The organism is Thiohalobacter thiocyanaticus (genome assembly GCF_003932505.1).
In the GTDB taxonomy this organism is placed as follows: domain Bacteria; phylum Pseudomonadota; class Gammaproteobacteria; order Thiohalobacterales; family Thiohalobacteraceae; genus Thiohalobacter; species Thiohalobacter thiocyanaticus.
This window is the reverse complement of the sequence record NZ_QZMU01000001.1, coordinates 1,430,972-1,455,305: the sequence shown is the minus strand read 5'-3', so window position 1 is coordinate 1,455,305 and position 24,334 is coordinate 1,430,972. Positions and strand designations below refer to the sequence as shown.

The window sequence follows — 24,334 nt, the reverse complement described above, 5'->3', positions numbered from 1 at the left end:
TGCAGACGAAACCACAGGCTGGAATGAACCTCCTGACGACGATCAGCGCCGACGAGGCGCGCGACGCCGGCGTCGCGCGTTGGCAGCAATGGCTGCTCTATGGCTGGGTGGTGGCGCTGGTGGCCATGCCGCTGCTGCTGCACGGGCTGGACAACGGCACCCTGCTGGTGCCCGAGTATCTGATCGATGTCCGCATGCACGCCGTCATCGAGCTGTTCTGCGGCATCATGGCACTGCTGATCGCCGGGATGGTCCTGGCCCTGTCGCGGCACAAACGGGAACGTGCTCTGCTCCTGTTCGCGCTCGGCTTTCTGGTGATGGGAGTGCTGGACGTGGTGCACGCGGTCACGCCCCCGGATGTCTATCCGGCGCTGTTCGTCGCTGCCCATACCCTGTCCACCCTGTTCGGCGGCATGCTGTTCTGTGCGGGCACCATCCTTCACTATCGTCGCCATCGCCTGCCGGGGCTGCCGCTGTGGCTGTCGCGCGAGGCCGCCTTCACCCTGATGCTGCTGATCGGCCTGGTGCTGGCCTATCAGCTCATCCTGCCGGTCGGCTCCCTGGAGAACCTCTACACCTTTTCGATCCTGGCCTACCGTGCCCATGAATTCTCCGGGATCCTGTATGCCTTCGCCGCGCTGCTGGCCTTTCTCTACTACCGGGGGACGGGCCAGCGCCTGATTCTCGTCATCGGCGCCATCCTGATGCTGTTCGCGGAGAGTGCCTATCTGTTCCGCTTCTCCCAGATGTGGGACTCGGCCTGGTGGACCTGGCATTTCGTCAAGGTCGGGCTGTATCTGGGCAGCCTGGTGGTGATCGCCGCCGGCCTGGTCATGTCGTTGCGCGCCGTGCAGCGGGCGCGGGTGGTGCAGGACAACATCAACCGCCAGCTGCGGTTCGCGCACGACCGGCTGGACGAGATGAACCGGGAGCTGCGGCTGCGCAATACCATGGTCAACGCCAGTATCGGCGCCCGCGGCCTGGACCAGACCCTGGAGGTGATCGAGAACACCCTGTCCGAATTCGTGGGCCGCTGCCGCTACTCGCTGGTGCTGCGCGTGGCCGAGGACGAGGTCGAGGAATTTCAGCGCGACCTGCAGCGCCAGACGCTGCGCTGGAATGTGCGCGTCAGGGCCGAGCAGATGCCCTGTGTGCAGCTGGTGGGCGGTACCAACGGGAACAGTGTCAACAGCTGTTCCCGCGGTGGCGTGGAGCATGCCTGCATGTGCCTGACGCTGCGGGCCCATGACCAGGTATTCGGTTATCTGCGCATGGAGATCGCCGACGGGCATCCGGCTCCCGCCGGGATCGAGCAACTGGGCGTGGTGGCCGCCGAGATCGGCCCGATCCTGCACAATGCACTGCTGCATTACCGCTGGACCCAGGCCATCGGTTTTCGTGCCGCGCTGCTGCGGGTTACCGCCATGCTGGGCTCGACTCTGGAACTGCCCAGGGTACTGGAAGCGGTGTGTGGAGAAAGCGCGTACATGCTTTCCAGCGTGGCTTCAGGCATTCTGCTTGCCGACGACGAGCACGGCGATGTCATGCGCCTGGTCAGCCGTTGCATGCCGGGCATGAGTGCAGGCGACGCCGCCGGGCAGCCGGAGTGGATCAGCAGCGAGGAAGGCCGGGAACTGTTCGGCCGACTGCGTGAAACCGGACGTCCCGTGGCCCTGGTCAAACCAGAGACAACGGACCAGCCGCCGCCCTTCCCGCTGGGCACCAGCGGCTGCGTCTGGGGCGCGGTGGCCCTGTTTCCCATGCTGGAAGGCGAGCGGCTGATTGCCGTCATGCTGATCATGCGCACAGAAAGAATACCGTTCAGCGCGGCCACCCTGGAGCAGGGCGAGCTGCTCGCCGAGCAGGTCCGGGTTGCACTGGTCAATGCCCGGGCCTATGAGGCGCTCCGCGATACCAACGAGCAGCTGCGCCACTCCGAGCGGGAACGCATGCGCGCCGAGCGGCTGGCCGTGCTCGGCCAGATGGCGGCGAGTGTGGCGCACGAGGTACGCAATCCGCTCAGCGCCATCAACAACTGCCTGGCGGTGCTGCGCAGGAATATCACCGGCCAGGGCGAGAATGTCGAACCCGCTCTGGAGATCATCGACGACGAGGTGCGGCGCCTGGACCGACTGACGCACAATTTCATGAGCTTCGGGCGCTCGCCGCACACGGCGGCGGCACGCGTGCATCTCGGTGGCCTGGTGGCCCGCGTGTGCGAGCGCATCGAGCAGCATATCCAGCACGAGGGGCTGCCGGTGGAGCTGGAGCAGGAGATCAGGGGCGGCTATACGGCGGTCATGTTCGATGCCGACGGCTTTCAGGAAGTGCTGTGGAACCTGATGCTCAACGCCGTGCAGGCACTCAGGGGAGCCGGCCGGTTGCGGGTGCGCCTGACCCAGAATGCCGGCCATGCCTTCCTGGCGGTGGCCGATGACGGCCCCGGTATTCCGGCCGACAAGCGTGAACAGATCTTCGAGCCCTTCTACAGCCAGCGCTCCGAGGGTGCCGGTCTGGGGCTGGCGATCGTGCGTCAGCTGGTCGAGGGCTGGGGCGGCCGGCTGCGCATCTGGGGGCCGCCCGGGGCCTGCTTCGCCCTGCGTTTTCCCGTCACCGGGGCGCAGACGGCTGAACGGGAGCTGGCGTCATGAGTCTGCGGGTACTGGTGGTCGACGATCAGCGCAGCCCGCGTCGCAGTCTGGGCCTGCTGCTGAAGAACGCAGGCATGCAGGCGGGTGAAGCCGCCAGCGGCCCGGAGGCGCTGGCAGAGCTGGAAGCGGGTGATTATGACGTCGTCGTCACCGATCTGCGCATGGACGGCATGTCCGGTATCGACCTGCTGCGTACGGTGAAGTCGCGTTACCCGGGGCTGCCGGTGATACTGATTACCGCCTACGGCAGCATCGAGAGCGCCGTGGAGGCGATGCGGCTGGGTGCCTATGATTACCTGACCAAGCCCTTCGACGAGGACGAGATGCTGGAGAAGATCCAGCAGGCGCATGCCCTGGCCGAGGCCGGGCCGCTGGAGCGTCCGTCGGCCGGGACGGACAGCGGCCTGATCGCCAACAGCCCGGTGATGCGGGGTGTGCTGATCCGCACGGAACGCATTGCCTGCACCGAACTCAGTATCCTCATCACCGGCGAGACCGGCACGGGCAAGAGCCTGCTGGCGCGTTATATACACGATCGCAGCCAGCGGGCCGGCAAGGTTTTCGTCAGCCTCAACTGCGCCAGCCTGCCCGAGCAGCTGCTGGAAAGCGAACTGTTCGGCCATGCCAAGGGCAGCTTCACCGGCGCCAGCGAGACCCGCAAGGGCCTGTTCGAGGAGGCCGACGGCGGCACCATCTTTCTCGACGAGATCGATACCCTGACCCCGGCCATCCAGGCCAAGCTGCTGAGCGTGCTGCAGGAGCGTGAGATACGCCGGCTGGGAACGAACCAGCCGCGCAAGGTGGATATCCGCGTCGTCACCGCCGCCAATCGCGATCTTTCCGCGCTGATCGAGACCGGTGAATTCAGGCCCGATCTGTATTACCGGGTCAACGGCTATCACATCAATCTTCCCCCCCTGCGTGAACGGGTGGAGGACCTGGAGCCGCTGCTGGATTACTTCCTGAAAAAACACTCCGCCAGGCACAACCGTTCCGGCCTGACCCTGTCCGAACCGGCGCTGGCGCGGTTGCTGAACTATTCCTTTCCCGGCAACGTCAGGCAGCTGGAAACCATGGTGGAGCAGATGGTGGTGTTCGCCGGCCCGACGGGCGTCATCGATCTGGATGCGCTGCCCGAGGAGGTTCTGCACCAGGGCAGTCAGTCCCGGGAAACCTCCGCACGCCGGGCGCAGCCGCTGAGTCTGGCCGAGAACGAGCAGCAGGTGATCGAGGCGGCGCTGGAGCGATACGACAGTCTGACCGAGGTGGCCCGCAACCTGGGTATCGGCAGGACCACGCTCTGGCGCAAGCTGCGTCAATACAATATCCGCCGTGGCCCGGGCGGTGGTCAGCATAGCCAGGGCTGAAGTTCCCATTCTGCCCGAATGGTGCTTGATTAAGCCAAATAACACCCGTCATTGCGAGGAACGAAGTGACGTGGCAATCTCCAACCGACTGATTCTGCAGTATGAGATTGCCGCGCTGCGCTCGCAATGACGTAAAAGTAAGTGCCATTCCCCTTTGCCCGCCATTCTCCACGGGCGTTTCTACCTGAAACCTTCTTTCCGCGTTCCGATCGCTTCATTCTGAAACAGCGTAATCAGCCAGATGCCGCGGTCTGATTTTCTTTGCCGTTAATTCATGCAGATAGAGAAGTGTCACTGGATGGCATGGAACTTGACTATGTCAGTTGGCGGCAGGTGCTGTTGATTCGGTTCAAGGCATCGCTGGTAAGCGGATTGGTTACGGCTCCTGCCAGCACAAGTGGGTATACAACGAAACTGAAGGAGGTAAGAACATGACGACATCCAGACATCCGGTCCGTCGCGGCCGGTTTACTGTCGGGTGTTCGGCCGCAGCCGGTGCACTGATGCTCGCACTCGCTGGCCCGGGCCCCGTTTTGGCCGACAGCATCGACGGAAACTTTCCGACGGCGGATGAGGTCGGCGGTGAGGTGTTTCCCAAGGGCGTGCAGGCCGGTGACCGGTTTCCCACCGACTGGGATATCTACGACGCCAACGGCAAGAAGACCGATGTCAGCAAGCTGATCAAGGGCAAGCGCACCGTACTGGCGTTCTTCATTTCCGCAGTGCCGGTCTCCGTGGATGAGCTGACGAAACTGCAGAATGCATTCTCAGGCAAGGGTGACACCCAGCTGCTGTTCGTGAATTCCGACCAGGTCGGCGGCAAGCTGCAGGGTGTGGATCCGGTCCAGGAGACGGCCCGCACCGTGCGCGTGATCAAGCGCGAGGAGAACATCAAGCACCCGATGTTCGTGGCGCCGAACGATGCCCTGAGTCCGACCGGTCTGTCCAACAAGCTCGGTTTCCGCGGCCTGCCGACGGTGTTCGTCATCAACGAGAAGGGCATCGTGGAAAAAGTCTATGTCGGACCGCAGGACTGGTCTGATACCAGGGTCTGAGACAGTCAGCGAATCGCAGGAGAATTTCAAATGAGTATTTCACGACGCAATTTCATGAAGGGCGCCATGGCCGCCGGCGTTGCCGGTACCGCCGGCAGCTTTGCCATGAACCCGGCCATGGCCGCGGTGCATGACGCCACCGGCGAGCGCCAGCACGACCTGTTCAAGCAGTTCAAGGACAATGTCATTCTGCTGCCCGGCAAGTACAGTGGCTCGGTTTCGGCGCTGGACCTGTCCGTGCCCGAGACCCTGGCCTGGTACAACTTCGGTCTGGCCGGCATCGACATGCCGATTCCGCATCACATCGCGGCCATGCCTTCGGCCGATCCCTACCAGGGCTTCGACTTCTACCAGACCATGCAGCCGCCGGCCGCACCTTATGTCAACGAGAACTCTCCGGAGTGGCGTGACCGCGGCGCCTTCAAGATGTTCAAGATGCGTTACGACGGCAGCGGCAAGCAGAACAAGATCTCGATCGTGAACGACGTCAGTGAAACCACCGGCATGGCGCTGGGCGTGCACGTCTCCATCGGTGTGGGCCCGAATGCCAACAAGTATGTCGCCTTCGCCGACGGCCAGAAGGACATGGTCCTGATCACCGACATCAGCGACAACCCGAAGACCGTCAAGGCCTTCCGCGTCGACTACGACCCGGTTGCCCGTCAGGTCAACATCTCCCACGTGTTCCCGGATCAGTCGACCGGCAAGTTCGACTACCTTGATCGCAAGGGCATGAAGACCAGCCACGAGGCCATGCTGGGCGAGGAACTGATGCCGGCCGATCCGACCGCAGTGTTCGTGGACGCCTTCACCTGGCATCCCGAGCTGCCGCTGGGCGCGATCCTGATCCGTCGTCTGGGCTGCTGCGCCATCGTTGACACCAACACCTGGGAAGTCAAGGCCATGCTGTCCACCGGCAAGGGCGCCCCGGACAACTTCCCGCTGGTCAAGCAGCAGGGCTACACCTGGACCTACTCGGTACCTTCTGTGCTGACCCCGCTGCACGAGGCCGGCTTCATGACCAGCGGCGAGTACTTCCTGGCCTGCAACAACGTGCTGCAGAACAACATCGCGGTCTACCGTTCCGAGGATCCGGATCCGATGAAGTGGAAGAAGGAGGCCTTTGTCGAGGGCTTCGGGCGCAAGTACCTGCCGCTGCACATGGGCAACGTGCCGGATTCGCGCTGGGCCTTCTTCACCATCTGGGCGCGCAAGCCGCACAACGGCTACATCTGCAAGGTCGACCCCAAGACCTGGAAGGTGGTTGCCAAGTGGGATACCGGCCCGGATCCGCACACCTGCGACTGCACCGTCGACGGTCAGTTCATCACCACGGTGTACAGCGGTCACCAGGCCGGTCAGTCCGGCATGGTGGTGATCCATGCCGACACCGACGAGATCGTCGCACGCCTGCCGAACCCCGGCGGCATGCACGACCACGTGGTGGTGCCGGAGAGCTGGGAGGGCCTCAAGTCCTCGCGCAGTACTTCGGTATAAGGCCGTTTGTCGTGACCCGGCGCCTGCCGGGTCACTTCTTTCTGAAATCTGGAGTCGATTATGAAGAACATCAGTCAGGTAGTGAGAGTGCTGTTCATGATCGCCGGTCTGCTGGCCTTTCAACCGGCCGTGCAGGCACACACCGACGAATACCTTGATGAGCATGGTGCAGTGCACGGCGGCACCATGCGCATGTCCGGACCCTATCACCTGGAACTGGTGGTGGAGGCGGGCAAGGCAGTGGTCTGGGTAATGGATCACGCCAATCAGCCGCGGCCGACCGCGGGTGCACAGGGTCAGCTGATCCTGTTCCAGGACGATGAGCGCATCGTTCTCAATCTCGCGCCGGACGGCGACAGCCGGATGCTGGCCGAGGATTCGCGCATCGGCGCGACCGATTCCCCGCGCGCGGTACTGACTCTGAGCATGCGCGGCCAGGCGCCGCTGCAGGTGCGTTTTGCCGAGCTGTCCAGGAACAAGGACAAGGCCGGGGCCGGCCATGAGCATGATCATGGCCAGGATGACCATGCGCATTGATCGCCGTCTGAAACCCTGGGTCGCGCTGGCGCTGCTGCTGCCACTGAGCACGGCATTCGCCGAGCCGGATTCGGGCGAGCAGGCGGTGCAGCGCCTGTTGGAGACCAATGCCTGCCCCGGCTGCAATCTCGATGGAACAGACCTGTCCGGAAAGAACCTGCTGGGTGCGGACCTGCATGGTGCCAGCCTGCGTGAGGTCAAGCTGGCCGATACCGCGGTCACCGGTTCCGATCTGCATGAAGCCGACCTGACCGGCGCCGACCTGCGCGGCGCCATCCTGGGCGGCTGCAACCTGGCCGATGCCGTGCTCGCCGATGCCCGCCTGGAGGATGCCTTCCTCACCCGGGCCCGGCTGGAGCGGGCCGATCTGAGCGGGGCCCAACTGAGATTCGCGCGGCTGGATAATGCCAACCTCGACGGCGCCAGCCTGATCGGGGCCGATCTCAGGGAGACGGATCTGTACAGTGCCCGATTCTTCTTCGCCAACCTCACCGGCGCGCAGCTGCAGGGGGCGGACATGAACTCGGCGGACCTGGGCGAGGCTGAACTCAGTGGGGCGGTCACGGATTCACTGACCGTGTGCCCTGACCGTAGTCAGGGACCGTGTGAATGGTAGTGGGAATTTGCTGTTGCTGTGTGGGAAGTGCTCCTCCACCCTCTTAACGGGACCTCAGCGTCCCGTTTTTTTTTTGGTTCTTGGCGGATTTGGGGGGGGGTATTCGGGAACTGAATCCGCTTGGCGTAGAACAACCAGCCGTCTACCGTCATTCCGGCGCAGGCCGGACAAAAGCGCGCAGCGCGTTGAACGCCCGTAGGGCGGCCCGAAGGGTGAGCGTAGCGAATAATCCAGGGACCGCCGCGATATCTGGATCCCGGCCTGCGCCGGGATGACGAGCGGGGCGCTGCCCGCATGCCGGCCAATCATTTCGCATGCCTTCCACGGAAATGTGAGATGAACCTTTTTTGTCTGCGGGAAGAGGGTGGATCAACGCGGATCAGTGGTCGCCGGGATGCTCCGCCTACGCCGCCGAGGCGCTGGGCAGGATGGCGGCGCGGGCGTCGGCGAACTGGTTGTCGGCGTCACTGATGATGCTGTCGATGCTGTCCGCCGGCAGCCCGATCAGATCCCAGGCGCGGGCGTCCATGGGCGGGACCCGCTCGGTCTCGGAGGCGGTGGGGTAGACCGCGCTGGCAATGACATCGGCCAGATGGACTATGGCCACTTCCAGCTGATGTTCGTCGACTTCCATCGGCTGATGGTGCCAGCAGGCGCTGGCGACCAGATGCTCGGGGAGGTGCCAGGTGCGCATCAGCTCGGCCCCGACCTGACCGTGGTCGAAGCCGAAGGCCTCGCGTTCCAGCACATGCAGCGGTACCACGCTGCCGCGGGCGCGTTCCAGTATGCTGGCCGCCTGTTCCGGCCGGTGACGGTAGATTACCAGCGAACCGATGTCATGCAGCAGACCGGCGATGAAGAAGCGCTCGCTGCTGGGGGCGCGGTGGCGGGTGGCCAGGACGCGCGAGACCACGCCGGTGTACAGACTGTGCTCCCAGAACTCGTCCATGTTGACCAGTTCGGTCGGGATGCCGGTGAAGGCCTTCATCACGCTGGTGGCCAGGATCAGGTCCAGCAGTTCCAGTGTACCCACCACGGTGATGGCACGGGATACGGTGTCGATGCGTGAGGGAAAGCCGTAGAAGGGGCTGTTGACGATCTTCAACAGCCGTGCGGTCAGGGCCGGGTCGTCGGCGATCACGTTGCCGATATCGGCGGCCGAGGCGTCGGGATCGTTGATCATGTCCACGGCCCGCATGACCACCTCCGGCAGGGAGGCCAGCTCATTGGTTCGGCTCACCAGTGTCTTGAGTTCAGTCTCCATCCGTTTCTCCACCCTCGTTGCGGCTGCGGCAAATCCGTTTGAGTTCCCGTATCAGGGGATGCCCCGTGTCATTGTGCGCGAAACGTGTTTCCAGCCTGGCCTCGAGCTGCGCGGGGTCGGCCGCCGGAGCCGGTCTGCCCTGCGCCTGTCCGGGAGTCTCGACTTCGACCCGCTCCACGCCATTGGCGGCGAGCAGCCGCAGGTGGCGTTCGGTCAGGATGGCCCCGGCGCCCAGCAGCATCTGGCCGCGGGGCGAAGTCGCGTCTGCGCCCAGCACCATCCCTTCCCGCAGTTCGCCGAGATCCTTTGTTGTTGTTGCCACGGCTGTTTCAGACCCCGTTGTGTTGCGCGCGGACAGCCTTCCATCACTGTGCCGATGGCGCGGCAGCCCCTGCGCACTCATGCCCCGGGTCGCGGGGCGCGACCGGATGGCTTGTTGTTATTACCCAAGTCAAGGGTGAAGCAATGGCGGAATTTTGTCCAGCAGACCGGCTCCGGCCGGACGGGACCGTCTAGCCGGTGCCTTCCGGGGCTGTCTGGGTGAGTCCGTGCAGGTGGATAATCGCCAATGTAAGCAACAGGATAGCGCCGGCCTGGTGGGCGCTGGCCAGCGCCACCGGCACCTGGTGGAGCAGGGTGGCGATGCCCAGCGAGACCTGGACCAGGGCCATCAGGCCGAGCAGGTGCAGGCTCAGGCGGGCCCGGCCCGGAGGCAGGCCCTGTCGGGTCAGCAGCCAGCCCAGCAGAATGACGGTAAAGGTGGTCAGTGCCAGCAGCCGGTGGTCGAACTGCACCGTGGCCACGTGATCGAAGAAGTTGCGCCACCAGGGCTCGAAGGGGAACATCACCTCCGGCAGCAGCCGGCCGTCCATCAGCGGGAAGGTGTTGTAGGCCAGGCCCGCCTTGAGCCCGGCGACCAGCCCCCCGGAGGCGATGGTGAGCAGAATCAGCCCCACCGCCGGCCAGCCGAAGCGGGCCCCGGCGCGCCAGCGGTGATCGGCCCGGTCATGGTACAGATCCAGCCCCAGCCAGAACATCCAGGCATAGATCAGCACCGCCAGCAGCAGATGTGCGGTCAGCCGGTACTGGCTCACCTGGGGCACGTCGACCAGACCGCTCATCACCATGTACCAGCCCAGCACCCCCTGCAGCCCGCCGAGCACGAACAGGGCAGCGAGTTTGGGAATCAGGGGGCGGTGGATCCAGCCGCGCCAGAGGAAGAACAGGAAGGGCAGCAGGAAGACGGTGCCGATGGTGCGTCCGAACAGCCGGTGGGCGTACTCGAACCAGTAGATGGACTTGAAGCCCTCCAGGTCCATGCCGGCATTGACGTGCAGGTACTCGGGCGAGCCGCGGTACTTGTCGAATACCTCCTGCCATGCGGCCTCGTGGAGCGGCGGCAGGATGCCGAAGATGGGGTCCCATTCGACCATGGACAGACCGGAGCCGGTCAGGCGGGTCAGCCCGCCCAGCACGATCATGGCGAAAACCATGGCGCAGCACAGGAACAGCCACCAGGCGATGATGCGGTTGCGGGTTTGTTGTTCTGTCATGATGGGTTATTTTACCTGAAATCGGATGGGGGCGAAGCATCTGTAACGGCTCCGGAGAGAGACATGAAGCAGACGTGGTTTCTGATGGTGATGTGGTTGGCCATGGCCGGCGCGGCCGGGTCCGCCCCGGGCCCGGATGTGCGTGCGGGTGGCCTGGTGCAGCAGGTCCCGGATACCCTGGAACGCCACCAGGTCTATGACATCAATCTGCATGAACCTCAGGAACTACGTCAGCTGCTGCAGCGCCTGAACGAGCTGGCAGGCACGCCCCATCCGGCCGCACGCCGTCCCCGCATCGCCCTGGTGCTGCACGGGCCCGAGATCGAATTCTTCGCCATCGGCAATTACGCTGAATACCGCGACATGGTGGATCTGGCCGCCCGGCTGGATGCCTTCGGGGTGATCGAGGTCAAGGCCTGCCAGACGCGCATGGAGTCGCTCGGTCTGGGCAACGACGATCTGCCCGGCTTCATCGAGATCGTGCCCTTCGGCCCGGCCGAGGTCGAGCGGCTGGAGCAGGAAGAGGGTTATGTCAGGATGTGATCGTCATTGCGAGTACCCATAGGGCATAAACGGAGCGTGGCAATGTCGTAAAGTGGACTCGTTGGTTGGAGATTGCCACGGCGCTACGCGCCTCGCAATGACGGATAAATCAGAAGTTCCTTAGAGATTGCCGCGGCGCTGTGCGCCTCGCAATGACGGATTTTCAGAAGTTTTGCGGTACCTACGGACACGGATTGGGGTGTTCCTGATGAATCGCCTCGATCCCCTCCAGCACTTCTTCCGACAGCGTCAGATCCACGCTGGCCAGGTTGCTTTCCAGCTGCTCCATGCGGGTCGCGCCGATGATGTTGGCGGTGACGAAGGGTCGGCTGTTGATATAGGCCAGCGCCATCTGTGCCGGGTCCAGGCCGTGGCGGCGCGCCAGTTCCACGTAGGCTGCGGTGGCGCGCACGCCCTGCGGGTTGGAGTAGCGGCTGAAACGCTCGAACAGGGTCAGCCGCGCGCCCTCGGGCCGGGCGCCGTCCAGGTACTTGCCGCTAAGCACCCCGAAGCCCAGGGGTGAATAGGCCAGCAGGCCCACGTCCTCGTGCTGGCTGATCTCGGCCAGACCGACCTCGAAGCTGCGGTTGAGCAGGCTGTAGGGATTCTGGATGCTGACGATGCGCGGCCAGCCGCGTGCCGCGGCGAGTTGCAGGTAGCGCATGGGCCCCAGGGCGTCTCGTTGGAGATGCCGATGTGGCGGATCCTGCCCGCCTCGACCTGGCGCGCCAGCGCCTCCAGGGTGTCCTCGATGGGCAGCGAGGGGCTGGCGTCGTATTCATAGCCCAGCTTGCCGAAGAAGTTGGCGTTGCGGTCCGGCCAGTGCACCTGATAGAGGTCGATGTAGTCGGTGCGCAGCCGGCGCAGGCTGTCGGTCAGCGCGATCTCGATGTTCTTCGCATCCGGGTGACTGGTGCCGCCGCGGATGTGCGGGCACCAGTCGGTGGGTCCCGCTACCTTGCTGGCGATGACCAGATCGTCGCGTTTACCGCGCCGCGCGAGCCAGCTGCCGATGTATTCCTCGGTGCGGCCCTGGGTCTCGCCGTCCGGCGGCACCGGGTAGAGTTCGGCGGTGTCGATGAAGTTCACGCCCGCGGCCACGGCGCGATCGAGCTGGGCGTGCGCCTCGGCTTCGGTGTTCTGCTCGCCGAAGGTCATGGTGCCGAGGCAGATCAGGCTGACGTCGAGGTCGGTGCGGCCGAGTTTGCGGTACTGCATGGGATGGGTCCTGTTGTTGTGTGGTATTCAGGTGTAGGGTGGGTAAAGGCGCTCCGCGCCGTAACCCATCTGAGGCGGCCAGCTATGGGTTTGCGCCTGTGCTCCACCCATCCTGCGCAATTGTTCCCGTCATTCCCGCGCAAGCGGGAATCCATTGACCGCGGCGGTGTCTGGATCCCCGCCTGCGCGGGGATGACGGTCAGAATGCAGGCGTTTGTGCACAGCATGTAGGATGGGTGAAGGCGCGCCGCGCCGTAACCCATCGGCCGGCGGCTGGTTCTATAGAAACAACGTCAGCACCCCGGTATAGCCGTAGAGCCGGTTGTGGAAGATCTCGCCGTTGGCGAAGAAGCCCACCAGCGGGAACCCGCCCAGCCGCTCGCGGATGGCGCGCAGCTCGTCGGATTCCTCGCCGAACAGGTTCTTGCCCCGGCCCAGGCAGGAGTAATAGACGCCGCCGCGGATGGGGCGGTCGCCGGTGCGCGCCTTGAGGTCGCCGAGCATGCGTTCCAGGTCCTCCCAGGCCGAGGCGCCGTCACGGCGGCAGAACTGGATTTCCTGGCCCGGCTGCAGCAGGTCACCGACGGCCAGCAGCTTGTTGCGGGTATCCACCCCGACCAGGTTGCGCACCAGGTAGTCGGCGGTGTCCGAGCCCTGCAGTGGCAGGCCGGCGAAGATGTAGCCGGCCACCCGGTTGAGGTCGCGGGCCAGAATCTCGCCGATGTCCTCGTAGAACACGTCCAGCGCCGGACGCTCGTCGATGCGGCTGATGACGTTGCGCTCGCACTCGGTGATTTCGTGTTTTCCGGCGATGGGGGTGCAGCCCTGGCTCAGGCCGGTGACCACCTGGACACGGTCGGAGAAGACCACGCCGGACAACCCGCCCTGGACGATGCGGTTGGCGATCTGCGGTTCCTGGTCGCGTGAGGAGCTGAGCCCCCCGACCAGGAAGCCGCCCGGCAGGCGCGCGGCCAGGCGCTCGATCAGCTCCGGTCCGGCGGCGTTGCGGGGATCACCATGGACAATGCCCAGGTGGGCGGCACTGCCGGCCAGCCAGTCGTCGAGGGCATCCAGTTCGTTCATCTCCAGCGACTGCAGGGTGGGCAGGATGCGGTAGTCCTCCGGACCGAAGGCGCCGACCATCACCGCCATGGCCGGGGTCTCGTAATACTCGATGCCGGTGGCGCAGATGCCCATGCCCACCGTGCCGACCCAGTCATTGATGCCGGTCTGTTCGCGGAAATGCTCCAGGATGGAGGGCAGGATGGCGGCGTGCTCGTCGGTGACGTAGAGAAAACCCAGATTGGTCTCGGGTGGGATATAGCCGATCTGGCGCAGGCACTGCTCGGCGGCCTGTTCCCAGTCCGCGCCCGCGCTGTGGCCGTAGCGGAAGATCTCTGTGTCGGCCTGCTTGTGGGGTTGTCCCTTCATGCCGGCTCCATGGGCGTCATTGCGAGCGATAGCGTGGCAATCTCGTAATGCGAACCAAGGGAGGTAGAGATTGCCACGGCGCTACGCGCCTCGCAATGACAGAATCACTGCAATTGATCTGAACATACACCAGCACCGGGGTGGATTCCATTACGGTGCGGCCCTGCAAACAAAAACCCCCGGACATGCCGGGGGTTTGCCTGGTGCGGTGGTGCTCGCCGTCAGCCGCGCGCGGTCAGCATCTGCTCGATGATCGGCGCCAGGATGATCTCCATGGCGAAGCCCATCTTGCCGCCCGGCACCACGATGGTGTTGCGCCGCGACATGAAGGAGCCCTCCAGCATGTTCAGCAGGTAGGGGAAGTCCACGTTGTGCTTGCTCGGGTCGCGGAAGCGGATCACCACGAAGGATTCATCGGCCGTGGGGATGTCGCGGGCAATGAAGGGGTTGGAGGTGTCGACCGTCGGCACGCGCTGGAAATTGATGTCGGTGCGCGAGAACTGCGGCGTGATGTAGTGCACATAGTCGTGCATGCGGCGCAGAATGGTGTCGACGATGGCCTCGGCGGAATAGCCGCGCTCGGCCGCGTCGCGGTGGATCTTCTGGATCCACTCAAGGTTCACCAGCGGCACCACGCCGATCAGCAGGTCCACGAACTGGGCCACATTGGCGTCCTCGGTGACCACGCCGCCGTGCAGGCCTTCATAGAACAGCAGGTCGGTGCCGGCCGGGATGTCCTCCCAGGGGGTGAACTCGCCCGGTTTCTGCCCGTAGGGGGCGGCCTCTTCGTCGCTGTGCAGGTAATAGCGGCGCTGGCAGGCGCCGGTCTCGCCGTAGGTGCGGAAGGTCTCTTCCAGCTTGTCGAAGATATTGGCCTCGGGGCCGAAGTGGCTGAAGTTGCGGTTGCCCTCGTCCTCGGCCTTCTTCATGGCCTCCTTCATGGCCGCGCGGTCGTAGCGGTGGTAGCTGTCGCCCTCGATCACCAGCGGGTTGATGCCCTCGCGGCGGAAGATGTGCTCGAATGCCACCTTGACGGTGGTCGTGCCGGCGCCGGACGAGCCGGTAACCGCGATCACGGGATGCTTTTTGGACATGCTGTTCTCCTCAAGCCAAGGTTTTGAAATCCTGGATCGGCTGCCCGGAGGCGCCGTGCCCGCGCCGCTGGCTCAGGCATAATATGTTGATCTGTATAGAAATATTCCGCACACCCCGTAGGTCGGGTCAGTGCAGCGTAACCCGACAGGGCTCGGGCACGATGTCGGATTACGCCCTCCGGGCTGATCCGACCTATGGCATTGGCGGGGTCCGCCAGTTCGGCCAGGGTGCGATTTCCGCCCGGGGAAAAGCCCGGCATCCTATCACAGTCCGCCGGGGTCGGCATCCTCCTGCGGCGGCTGGCGGGTGTAGAGCAGGTCCCACACCCCGTGCCCCAGCCGCTGGCCGCGCTGCTCGAATTTGGTCGGCGGCCGGTCCGCCGGGCGTTCGGCGAAGCGGCCCGGCCCGGCCTGGTTGGTGAAGCCGGGGCTGGCCTCCATCACCTCGAGCATCTGTCCGGCGTAGTCCTCCCAGTCGGTGGCCAGATGGAAGACGCCGCCGGGGGCGAGCCTGCGCGCCGCCAGGGCGACAAAATCCGGCTGCAGGATGCGCCGCTTGTGGTGCTTCTTCTTGGGCCAGGGGTCGGGGAAGTAGAGCAGCACCCGGGACAGGCTCGCCTCCGGGATGGCGTCGCGCAGCACCTCGACGGCATCGGCGCAGATGACCCGGACATTGGTCAGCTCCCGCTCGGCGATCAGCCGCAGCAGATGCCCGACTCCGGGTCGATGCACCTCGATGCCGATGAAATCCTGCTCCGGCGCGGCCGCAGCCATCTCCGCCAGGCTGGCGCCGTTGCCGAAGCCGATCTCCAGGGTGCGGGGCGCGTGGCGGCCGAAGGCGGCGTCCAGATCCAGCGGCCCGGCCGGGTCCAGTCCGTAGCGGGGCAGCAGTTCATCCAGCGCCCGCTGCTGGGACGGCGTGAGCCGACCCTCGCGGCGGACGAAGGAGCGGATGCGGCGGGGGTGGTCGGTCATGGTCAGATATCAGGGGTCGTGGCTGAGTGGCCCTTAATGAGCCGGATTTCAGTTTACCCGTCATTCCCGCGAAGGCGGGAATCCAGTGCCTGGCAGGGCAAACGAGCGCTGGATCCCCGCCTTCGCGGGGATGACGTGGTTGGTGAAGTTAAGTGCCATTCAGCTCGGTACTCAGGTGTCTGCTTTTGTCTGCGGGATGCTAGTATGTAGGTTGGGCTGAACGGAGTGAAGCCCAACCTACGAAACTGTCCCTGACCCTTGATCCCTGAATGAACGGCATCGAACTCGACTACCAGGTCTGGCTGGAACGCATCCAGAACCCCGAATTCGCCTGGCAGCTGCTGGTGCTGGTGCTGGCGGCGTTCGGTGCCTGGCTGGTACACCGTGTCATCAATGTCTCGCTGTTCCGGGAGCAGGAAGGCCGGGTCGAGCGCCGCCTGCACGAATTCACCCGCAAAAGCCTGCGCCGCATCCTGTTTCCGCTGAGCATGCTGATCGGCGTCTTCGTCGGCCGGGCGGTGCTGGAGGCCTTCGGCTATCCCGTGGCGGTGCTCGATATCGCCGTGCCGCTGCTGCTGTCCCTGGCCGCCATCCGCATGCTGATCTACCTGCTGCGCAAGGGCTTCACCCCCGGCCCGGCGGTCAAGGCCTGGGAAAACCTGATCGGCACCAGCATCTGGATCCTGGTCGCGCTGCACCTGCTGGGCTGGCTGCCCTATGTGCTGCGCGCCCTGGACGATTTCGCCTTCACCCTGGGCGCGACCCGCATCTCGCTGCTGGCGGTGGTGAAGCTGGCATTGCTGATCGCCCTGCTGTGGGTGATCGCCTTCTGGTTGTCGGCCCTGATCGAGCGGCGCATGACCGGCGCGGCGCATGTCAGTCCCGGTCTGCGGGTGGCTGTCTCCAAGGTCAGCAAGGTGGTGCTGGTCGCACTGGCGCTGCTGATCGCGCTGGATGCGGTCGGGATCGACCTCACCGCGCTCACCGTGTTCGGCGGCGCGCTCGGCGTGGGTATCGGCTTCGGCCTGCAGCGCATCGCCAGCAACTTCATCAGTGGTTTCATCGTGCTGTTCGACCGCTCCATCAAGCCCGGGGACGTGATCAGCGTGGGCACCAAGTTCGGCTGGGTGTCGGAACTGCGCGCCCGCTACATCGTGGTGCGCGACCGCGACGGGGTGGAGACGCTTATCCCCAACGAGACGCTCATCACCACCGAGGTGATCAACTGGAGCTACTCCGACCGCGACGTGCGCATCAAGATTCCGGTCTCGATCAGCTACGGCGACGATCCCGAACAGGCCATGGCGATCATGCTGGAAGCGGCACGCATCTCGCCGCGCGTCAAGGATGATCCCGAGCCCGTGTGCCGGCTGATGGAGTTCGGCGACAACGGCGTCCTGCTGGAACTGCGGGTGTGGATCATCGACCCGGAGAATGGCGTGAACGGCGTGCGTTCGGAGATCAATCTGGAGATCTGGCGCCGCTTCAAGGCCGCCGGTATCACCATCCCCTTCCCGCAGCGGGATGTGTATATCAAGTCGGATGTCAGGGGTGTGGGTGGAGATGAGGTTTGAAAACACTTCGTCATTGCGAGGCGCGTAGCGCCGCGGCAATCTCTTTCCGTTTTCCTCCTCGTTACGAGATTGCCGCGCTTCGCTCGCAATGACATGACCTCAGGTCATCCAGTCTCACCACCACACAAAAAGACCAGCGTCATTGCGAGTACCCAGAGGGCATAAACGAAGCGAAGCAATCTTCTTCAGCGGCAGATGTCTGTATAAAGATCCCGCCATTCAGGGTTGGCTTTTGTTATCAGTTTCATTTTCGCTTTCCGAGATCCTGCCTTGATCTGCTTTTCACGCGTGATTGCCTGATACATATCAGTATGCAGCTCAAAATAAACCAGCTTCGTCAAGTTGTATTTGGCGCTGAAGCAATTTACGAGTTTGTGTTTATGTTGCCATATTCGTTGTGGCAGGTTGCTGGTGACGCCGGTATACAGGGTTCCATTCGGTTTGTTTGTCAGGATGTACACAGCGGGTTGTTTGTCCATACGAAATCCTTTTCGTGTGAACTATAAGAATTATACAGTCCTGTCATTGCGAGGCGCGAAGCGCCGCGGCAATCTCTCTCCGTCTCCTGTGTCGTAACGAGATTGCCGCGCTTCGCTCGCAATGACGGAGTGATATCAGATCCACTTCTTCACCCGGAACAGCACCAGCAGCCCGATGGCCAGCGCCGCCATGCCGCCGAGCACAATGAAGTAGGAATAGCGCCAGGCCAGTTCCGGCATGTACTCGAAATTCATGCCGAAGATCCCGACGACGACCGTCAATGGCAGGAAGATTGCCGAGATCACGGTCAGCACCCGCACGATCTCGTTGGTGCGGTGGGCGACGGCGGAGAAATGCAGCTGCACCAGAGACTCGATCTCGCTCTGCTGGTCGGTGGCGAACTTCATCACCCGGCGGATGTGCTCGAGCAGATCGTTGTAACGCACGGCCAGGTGGTCGTCGATGTCCACGCCGGTGTTGTCGCGCCACACCGTGATCGCATCCTCCTGACCCTCGCACAGCAGCTCCAGCTGGCGCAGACGGCTGCGGTGGTTCATCAGGGCCAGCCAGTCGTCGAAGGGGTGGCCGGGGTCGAGCAGGTCGCGGCGCCAGGTTTCCAGCTGCTCGGTCAGGGGTTCCCGCATCTGCAGGAAGCGGTCGACCATGTTGGTCAGAATGAGATGCATCAGGCCCACCGGGCGCGTTGGTATGCGGCCCTGGCGGTTGCTGAGCCGGCCGCGCACGGCCTGGACGGAACGGCTGTCCTCGGGGCGCACGCTGACCAGCACCCGGTCGAACAGGAACAGGGCCGTGGGGCGGCTGCTGAAGTCATGGTCCGGTTCCGGCTCCGGCGCCAGGCTGCGGAAGATCACCATCTCGTAGTCGCTGGTGCTGTCGCTGTAGGAGGGGTGGCCGAGGTTCAGGCTGTCGCGCACATGGCCCTCGTGGATCTCCACCCCGGTGAGCCGGCGCACCTCGGCCGGCCAGTCCGGCTCCTGCTCGCGGATGAAGTCCAGCCACACCAGCCCCTCGGCGGGCAGGTGGCTCAGGGCCTCCGGGGCCTCGATCCGCTCGCGGGACTGGATATGCAGAACATGCATGCGCCGTGACGGCTCAGAAGAAGGTGCCGTCGATGGGTGAGGAGGCGCTGGCGAAGCGTTTGCGCGGGATGCGTCCCGCCCGGTACGCCTCGCGTCCGGCCTCGATGGCCTTCTTCATGGCCGAGGCCATCAGCACGGGATCCTGCGCCCCGGCGATGGCGGTGTTCATCAGCACCCCGTCGCAGCCCAGTTCCAGGGCGATGGCGGCATCCGAGGCGGTGCCCACGCCGGCATCGACCAGGATCGGTACACTCGCGTTCTCGACGATGGTGAGGATGTTGTAGGGGTTGCGGATCCCAAGGCCCGAGCCGATGGGCGCGGCCAGCGGCATCACCGCCACGCAGCCCATCTCCTCGAAGCGTTTGGCGATGATGGGGTCGTCGTTGGTGTACACCATCACGTTGAAACCATCCCTGATCAGCGTCTCGGCGGCCTCCAGGGTCTGGATGATGTCCGGGAACAGGGTCTTCTCGTCGCCCAGCACCTCCAGCTTGACCAGGTTGTGGCCGTCCAGTAGCTCGCGCGCCAGGCGGCAGGTGCGCACCGCGTCCTCGGCGGTGTAGCAGCCGGCGGTGTTGGGCAGATAGGTGTATTTCTCCGGCGGCAGGGTCTCGAGCAGATTGGGCTCATTGGGATCCTGGCCGATGTTGGTGCGGCGGATGGCCACAGTAATGATCTCCGCGCCGCTGGCCTCGACCGCCCGGCGGGTCTGCTCCAGGTCCTTGTATTTCCCGGTGCCGACCAGCAGGCGGGACTGATAGGTGCGTCCGGCGACGATCAGCGGATCGTCGCTCGGCTGTATTTCCTGCATGGGGGTGGACATCTGTGTCTCCTGATTGGTCGTCATTGCGAGCGAAGCGTGGCAATCTCGTAACGACGCAGCAGACGGAAAGAGATTGCCGCGGCACTACGTGCCTCGCAATGACAAGAAAATTTCAACCACCACCGATGGCGCGCACGATCTCGACCCGGTCGCCCGGCTGGAAGCGGTGCTCGGCGAACCCGCTGCGCGGCAGGATCTCGCGATTGACCTCCACCGCCAGGCGCTGGCCGCTCAGCCCCAGTTCCTCGATGAGTTGCGCGGCCGTGAGATCTTCGGCAATCTCACGCGCTTCGCCGTTGAGCATGATTTGCATGAAGTGTGATTCCAGACCGGATCCGGTGCAACCGCCCGATTCAAGTGAGATTCACGGCGATTCTACAACAAATCCGGCCGCTGCGCGGCGGGGCCGGACAGCGGAGACCCCATGAGCAGTGAAGACCTCATTTCCGTGGAGGCGGCCTCCACCCTGGACGGCCTGTTCCGGGAGCGGGTGCGGCGCTCGCCCGAGGCGCCGGCCTATCGCTGTTTCTCCCGCAGCGAGGAGGGCTGGCGGACGCTGAATTGGCGCGACATGGCCGCGCGGGTCGCCCGCTGGCAGCAGGCCCTGGCCGGCGAGGGGCTCAGCCCCGGCGACCGGGTGGCCATCCTGCTGCGCAACGGCCCCGACTGGGCCGCCTTCGACATCGCCGCCCTGAGCCTGGGGCTGGTGGTGGTGCCGCTGTATGTCGACGACCGCCCCGACAACGCCGCCTATATCCTCAACGACGCCTGGTGCCGGCTGCTGCTGGTGCAGTCGGCCGGGCACTGGCGGCGCCTGGACGAGGCCCTTAGCAAGGCGGAGCAGCTCACGCGGGTGGTGATCCTGGAGGGCGAGGTCGAGGACACGGAAGCGGGGCGCCTGGCCGCTCTGCACGACTGGCTGCCGCAGGCCGCCGAACCCCTGCCGCCAGCCGCCCACGACGGTCAGGCCCTGGCCTCCATCGTCTACACCTCCGGTACCACCGGCCGGCCCAAGGGCGTGATGCTGAGCCACTCCAACATGCTGTCGGTGGCCCATGCCGTACTGACCATGATCGATGTCTATCCGGAGGACGAATTCGTCTCCTTCCTGCCCCTGTCGCACACCCTGGAGCGTACCGGCGGCTACTACCTGCCGATGATGGCCGGCGCCACCGTCAGCTATGCCCGCTCCGTGGCCCAGCTGGCCGAGGATCTGACCCAGCTGCGCCCGACCATCCTGATCGCGGTGCCGCGCATCTTCGAGCGCGTCTATGGTCGCATTCATGATCAGCTGCACCAGGGCGGCGCGCTCAGGCGTGGCCTGTTCAAACTCACCGTGCGCACCGGCTGGCGGCGCTTCGAGCGCACCCAGGGCCGGGCCCGCTGGTCACCCTCACTGCTGCTGTGGCCGCTGCTGCGGCGGCTGGTGGCGGACAAGGTGCTGGCAAAGCTGGGCGGGCGTCTGCGCGCCGCGGTCAGCGGCGGGGCGGCCATTCCCGAGCCGGTCTCCCGGCTGTTCATCGGGCTGGGGCTGCCGCTGCTGCAGGGTTACGGCCTGACCGAGTCCAGCCCGGTGATCAGCGTGAACACCTTCCAGGACAACGACCCGGCCAGCGTGGGCATCCCCATCCGCGGCACCGAGGTGAAAATCGGCCCGGGCGATGAGCTGCTGGCGCGCGGTCCCGGCATCATGCTCGGTTACTGGAACAATCACACCGCCACCCGCGAGATGATCGACGCCGGGGGCTGGCTGCATACAGGGGACCAGGCCCGCATCGAACACGGCCACATCTACATCACCGGCCGGCTCAAGGACATCCTGGTCATGTCCAACGGCGAGAAGGTGCCGCCGGCGGACATGGAGGCGGCCATCATGCTGGATCCCCTGTTCGACCAGGCGCTGGTGGTGGGCGAGGGCCGGCCGTTTCTCACCGCACTGATCGTGCCGGACACCCAGCACTGGTTCGGTTTCGTGCGCGAGCTGGGGCTGGACCCCTATGACAGGGCTCACCTGGAGAACGAGAAACTGGAGGTCAGGGTCATCCAGCGCATCCGCGCCCAGCTGCACGACTTCCCCGGCTACGCCAAGATCCGCCGGGTGGCGCTGACCCTGGATCCCTGGACCCTGGATGAAGGCCTGGTCACGCCGACCATGAAGATCAAGCGGGCCAAGGTGCTGGCGCAGTATGCCGATCGGATTGCGGCGTTGTATGAGTGAATGGGGGAAGGAGGCAGAGAGTGAATGACCTTTACTTCACCCTCGTCATCCCCGCGCAGGCGGGGATCCAATTGCCGCGGTGGTTTCTGGATCCCCGCCTGCGCGGGGATGACGGATAAGCTTATGCGGGTAAGAGGTCGGGACCGGGAATGGAAGGTTGCCATCCCTCGAACCCCACTCTCTAGTGCGACGTCTCCGGCCCGTGCCCGATCAGGATCGCCTCGCGCACCGTATTGGCCTTGGCCGCCAGTGCGGAGCGCTCGTCCGCCGGCATCTCCTTCAGACCCAGGATCCGGTTCAGCGCGGTTACCGTGTCCTGCGTGATCGGCAGGTTCTTGTCGGCGGCGGTGCCGAGAAAGATCGCCGCCAGGTCGATTGCACTGGCGGCCTGGATGTCTTCTAGTTCCGTGCTGCCGAAGACCATGACCTGCTGATACATGGCCAGGTTCTGCAGCGGCGAGTCCAGCCGCGGCGTCTCGCCGTAGGCGGTCTGCAGCAGCTGTGCCGCCTGTTCCGCCGTGAGGCTGTAGAGCGCGGTCATTCCGGCGCTGTAGCTGGCCAGCGCCTCGTCCTCGTGCCGGGCCAGCACATGGGCCGGCGCCCGGCTGACATTGAGCCGGCCGAGTTCCACCTCCGGGATGCCCTCCCGGGCCCAGACCGGGCGCTGGCCGCGGAACACCTTCACTTCCACGCTGCGCCCGCCGCCGCGGGCGAAGTCGTGCACGCCGCGCCCGCCCTTCGCGCCGCCCCGGCCCTGGCCACCGCGGTCGCTGCCGTGATCGCTGTCGGTGTGGTCATGGACCACATCATCGTGGCCATCGTCGGTATGGCCGCCGGAACTGCCACCGCGGCCGCCGCCGCTGTGGCTGTCGTGCTCGGCCCATGCTGTGCCGACGGGTGAGAGCTCCGCCGGCGCCAGGACGGCAAGCGCGATGCCCGCCAGGGCGGCGGCCAGGCTCAGGCGGCCGCAGCGGATGAATACCTCAATGCAATGATTGGTGCTGCACATACTGGCCTCGCGTAAACGGCAGCGGGCGGATGCCCTCCTGGACACCCGCCCGCCGGTTTCAGTTGAACGATCGCTTACTGGTCGATCGCATTGTCATGCACGAACTCCAGCACCTGGACCGAGTCGTCGGCGGCCTGGGTGAAGCGGTCGATGCCGTCCGTGTCACCGTCGATGGCCGGGACCGGGTTGAAGGTGACATAGTCGCTGACCACCACCTCCCGGGTCTCGTACACACCGGGGCTGGTCTCGACCAGGATCCAGACCTTGACCGTGTCATAGACGGAGCTGTCATAGGTGTAGTCGCCCACCAGGCCGGCCAGGTCGTCGTCGACCTCCAGGAACTTGCTGATATTGACGACCTCGTCGACAGTCAGTTCCCCGGTCTTGTCGGAGGCCGCGGCGATGGCCGAGGCGGCCAGATCCAGCCGCACACTTTCCGGCACCGTGAAGCTGTAGGTGACGTTGCCGCCGCCTTCCACACTGGTGGTGACCGACAGGGTGACATTGCCCTCGTCATCGACCGGGGCGGTCAGCAGGGCCTCGTACAGGGCCAGGTTCTCCAGCGGCGAGTCGATGGTGCTGCCGTCGATGGTGAGCCGCCCGGAGGGGTCCAGGGTGACGTCCTCGCCCAGCACGCCGCCGTCCAGCTTGGACAGGGCCTCGACCAGGGAGTGCTCCAGCACCGAGCTCGGTGAGCGTGAGATGTTCAGGCGCCCGAACTCGACGGCGATCACGTCGTCGGCGTACTCGGCCGGCAGCTCGCCGTCCTCGGTCAGCGCGATCGTCTCGCTGCAGGCCAGGTCCACGCAGGGCTGGACGTTGTCGTTCTCGTCCAGGATCGGGTTGCCCAGATCGTCGCGCAGGATCACCCACAGGTCGCCGTAGTCGCCGCCCTTCTGGGTGTCGCCGCCGGCACTGCCCTCACCCCGGTGGGGGTTGAGTTCCTTCTGGCCACCGGCCCAGGCCGGGCGGTCGGAGTCCTCATCCTCTTCGAGGATCTCGCCGATGCGCTTGTTGCCGCCGCGCTGGATGTCGCCGGAGCCCATCTGGCCCTTGCCGGCACCCCCGCCGCGGTTGGCGCCCATGGCGCCCTTGCCGGCGCCGTCGCCCTGTGCAGCCTCGGCGGCCGGGATGAATGTATCGAGCAGGGAGGCTGCCTGCACCGTTGCGCCCGCCACCACAGCCATGGAAACGGCCGCGGCGATGAGTGAGATTTTGAATTTGCCGTGTGACATGTCGCTAACTCCTGAATTAGGTTTTTTTGTTGCCTTACATAATGAATATGGACCTGAAACCGCCTCCTGGCTAGTGATCTGTATCAACAAGCGT

General features: G+C 64.8%; 21 protein-coding genes and 1 pseudogene. 9 read left to right on the top strand and 13 right to left on the bottom strand.

Features of this window, described 5'->3' with window-relative positions; genetic code table 11:
* Positions 1-23 precede the first annotated feature (23 nt).
* From D6C00_RS06790 to D6C00_RS06765, 6 genes are all read left to right on the top strand, one after another.
* On the top strand, positions 24-2,651 hold the full coding sequence (locus D6C00_RS06790; RefSeq protein WP_158675341.1) for an ATP-binding protein: 2,628 nt from the start codon (positions 24-26) through the stop codon (positions 2,649-2,651).
* Positions 2,648-4,018 (top strand): sigma-54-dependent transcriptional regulator, encoded by a 1,371-nt coding sequence (locus D6C00_RS06785; protein ID WP_125181027.1) that lies wholly within the window; start codon positions 2,648-2,650, stop codon positions 4,016-4,018. The genes D6C00_RS06790 and D6C00_RS06785 overlap by 4 nt, the downstream gene beginning before the upstream one ends.
* 431 nt (positions 4,019-4,449) lie before the next feature.
* Positions 4,450-5,073 (top strand): peroxiredoxin family protein, encoded by a 624-nt coding sequence (locus D6C00_RS06780; protein ID WP_125181026.1) that lies wholly within the window; start codon positions 4,450-4,452, stop codon positions 5,071-5,073.
* Positions 5,074-5,103: 30 nt separating this feature from the next.
* Positions 5,104-6,570: a twin-arginine translocation signal domain-containing protein gene (locus tag D6C00_RS06775; RefSeq protein ID WP_125181025.1), complete on the top strand. Its 1,467-nt coding sequence runs from the start codon at positions 5,104-5,106 to the stop codon at positions 6,568-6,570.
* A gap of 60 nt (positions 6,571-6,630) precedes the next feature.
* The gene (locus D6C00_RS06770; RefSeq protein ID WP_125181024.1) at positions 6,631-7,107 is read left to right on the top strand and encodes a hypothetical protein; all 477 of its coding nucleotides are present in this window, start codon (positions 6,631-6,633) and stop codon (positions 7,105-7,107) included.
* Entirely contained in the window at positions 7,070-7,723 is a 654-nt protein-coding gene (locus tag D6C00_RS06765; protein ID WP_125181023.1) for a pentapeptide repeat-containing protein, read from the top strand. Before D6C00_RS06770 ends, D6C00_RS06765 begins: the two co-directional genes overlap by 38 nt.
* A gap of 403 nt (positions 7,724-8,126) precedes the next feature.
* Here D6C00_RS06765 and D6C00_RS06760 read toward each other — a convergent pair whose 3' ends face one another.
* The 3 genes from D6C00_RS06760 to D6C00_RS06750 all read right to left on the bottom strand — a co-directional run bounded on the left by D6C00_RS06760 (position 8,127) and on the right by D6C00_RS06750 (position 10,540).
* Positions 8,127-8,987: an HDOD domain-containing protein gene (locus D6C00_RS06760; protein ID WP_125181022.1), complete on the bottom strand. Its 861-nt coding sequence runs from the start codon at positions 8,985-8,987 to the stop codon at positions 8,127-8,129.
* A complete protein-coding gene (locus D6C00_RS06755; RefSeq protein WP_125181021.1) occupies positions 8,977-9,309 on the bottom strand; it encodes a hypothetical protein in 333 nt (110 codons plus the stop codon). The genes D6C00_RS06760 and D6C00_RS06755 overlap by 11 nt, the downstream gene beginning before the upstream one ends.
* 190 nt (positions 9,310-9,499) lie before the next feature.
* The gene (locus D6C00_RS06750) at positions 9,500-10,540 is read right to left on the bottom strand and encodes a COX15/CtaA family protein (RefSeq protein ID WP_125181020.1); all 1,041 of its coding nucleotides are present in this window, start codon (positions 10,538-10,540) and stop codon (positions 9,500-9,502) included.
* A gap of 63 nt (positions 10,541-10,603) precedes the next feature.
* Here D6C00_RS06750 and D6C00_RS06745 point away from each other — a divergent pair, with 63 nt between their 5' ends.
* Positions 10,604-11,083: a DsrE family protein gene (locus tag D6C00_RS06745; RefSeq protein WP_125181019.1), complete on the top strand. Its 480-nt coding sequence runs from the start codon at positions 10,604-10,606 to the stop codon at positions 11,081-11,083.
* A gap of 181 nt (positions 11,084-11,264) precedes the next feature.
* Here the strand turns inward: D6C00_RS06745 and D6C00_RS06740 are convergent.
* The 4 genes and pseudogenes from D6C00_RS06740 to trmB form a co-directional block, all read right to left on the bottom strand.
* Positions 11,265-12,301, bottom strand: a pseudogene (locus D6C00_RS06740) (NADP(H)-dependent aldo-keto reductase).
* A gap of 279 nt (positions 12,302-12,580) precedes the next feature.
* The gene (locus D6C00_RS06735) at positions 12,581-13,732 is read right to left on the bottom strand and encodes an FIST signal transduction protein (protein WP_125181018.1); all 1,152 of its coding nucleotides are present in this window, start codon (positions 13,730-13,732) and stop codon (positions 12,581-12,583) included.
* Positions 13,733-13,953: 221 nt separating this feature from the next.
* On the bottom strand, positions 13,954-14,826 hold the full coding sequence (locus tag D6C00_RS06730; RefSeq protein WP_125181017.1) for a phosphoribulokinase: 873 nt from the start codon (positions 14,824-14,826) through the stop codon (positions 13,954-13,956).
* A gap of 264 nt (positions 14,827-15,090) precedes the next feature.
* On the bottom strand, positions 15,091-15,801 hold the full coding sequence (trmB, locus tag D6C00_RS06725; RefSeq protein WP_125181016.1) for a tRNA (guanosine(46)-N7)-methyltransferase TrmB: 711 nt from the start codon (positions 15,799-15,801) through the stop codon (positions 15,091-15,093).
* A gap of 269 nt (positions 15,802-16,070) precedes the next feature.
* Here trmB and D6C00_RS06720 point away from each other — a divergent pair, with 269 nt between their 5' ends.
* A complete protein-coding gene (locus D6C00_RS06720) occupies positions 16,071-17,375 on the top strand; it encodes a mechanosensitive ion channel family protein (protein ID WP_125181015.1) in 1,305 nt (434 codons plus the stop codon).
* A 185-nt stretch (positions 17,376-17,560) separates the two neighbouring features.
* Here D6C00_RS06720 and D6C00_RS06715 read toward each other — a convergent pair whose 3' ends face one another.
* From D6C00_RS06715 to thiS, 4 genes are all read right to left on the bottom strand, one after another.
* On the bottom strand, positions 17,561-17,854 hold the full coding sequence (locus D6C00_RS06715; protein ID WP_125181014.1) for a GIY-YIG nuclease family protein: 294 nt from the start codon (positions 17,852-17,854) through the stop codon (positions 17,561-17,563).
* A gap of 135 nt (positions 17,855-17,989) precedes the next feature.
* A complete protein-coding gene (locus D6C00_RS06710) occupies positions 17,990-18,955 on the bottom strand; it encodes a magnesium transporter CorA family protein (RefSeq protein ID WP_125181013.1) in 966 nt (321 codons plus the stop codon).
* Between the two features lie 13 nt (positions 18,956-18,968).
* Positions 18,969-19,766 (bottom strand): thiazole synthase, encoded by a 798-nt coding sequence (locus D6C00_RS06705; RefSeq protein WP_125182397.1) that lies wholly within the window; start codon positions 19,764-19,766, stop codon positions 18,969-18,971.
* Between the two features lie 124 nt (positions 19,767-19,890).
* Positions 19,891-20,091, bottom strand: a complete 201-nt coding sequence (gene thiS, locus D6C00_RS06700) for a sulfur carrier protein ThiS (RefSeq protein ID WP_125181012.1) — start codon at positions 20,089-20,091, stop codon at positions 19,891-19,893.
* A gap of 111 nt (positions 20,092-20,202) precedes the next feature.
* Here thiS and D6C00_RS06695 point away from each other — a divergent pair, with 111 nt between their 5' ends.
* The gene (locus D6C00_RS06695; RefSeq protein ID WP_125181011.1) at positions 20,203-21,996 is read left to right on the top strand and encodes an AMP-dependent synthetase/ligase; all 1,794 of its coding nucleotides are present in this window, start codon (positions 20,203-20,205) and stop codon (positions 21,994-21,996) included.
* 181 nt (positions 21,997-22,177) lie between these two features.
* Here the strand turns inward: D6C00_RS06695 and D6C00_RS06690 are convergent, their stop codons facing one another.
* Both D6C00_RS06690 and D6C00_RS06685 read right to left on the bottom strand, forming a co-directional pair.
* Positions 22,178-23,005 carry a hypothetical protein gene (locus D6C00_RS06690; RefSeq protein ID WP_125181010.1) on the bottom strand — a complete coding sequence of 276 codons (828 nt, stop codon included), beginning with the start codon at positions 23,003-23,005 and terminating at the stop codon, positions 22,178-22,180.
* 74 nt (positions 23,006-23,079) lie between these two features.
* The gene (locus tag D6C00_RS06685) at positions 23,080-24,240 is read right to left on the bottom strand and encodes a hypothetical protein (RefSeq protein ID WP_125181009.1); all 1,161 of its coding nucleotides are present in this window, start codon (positions 24,238-24,240) and stop codon (positions 23,080-23,082) included.
* Positions 24,241-24,334: the final 94 nt, after the last annotated feature.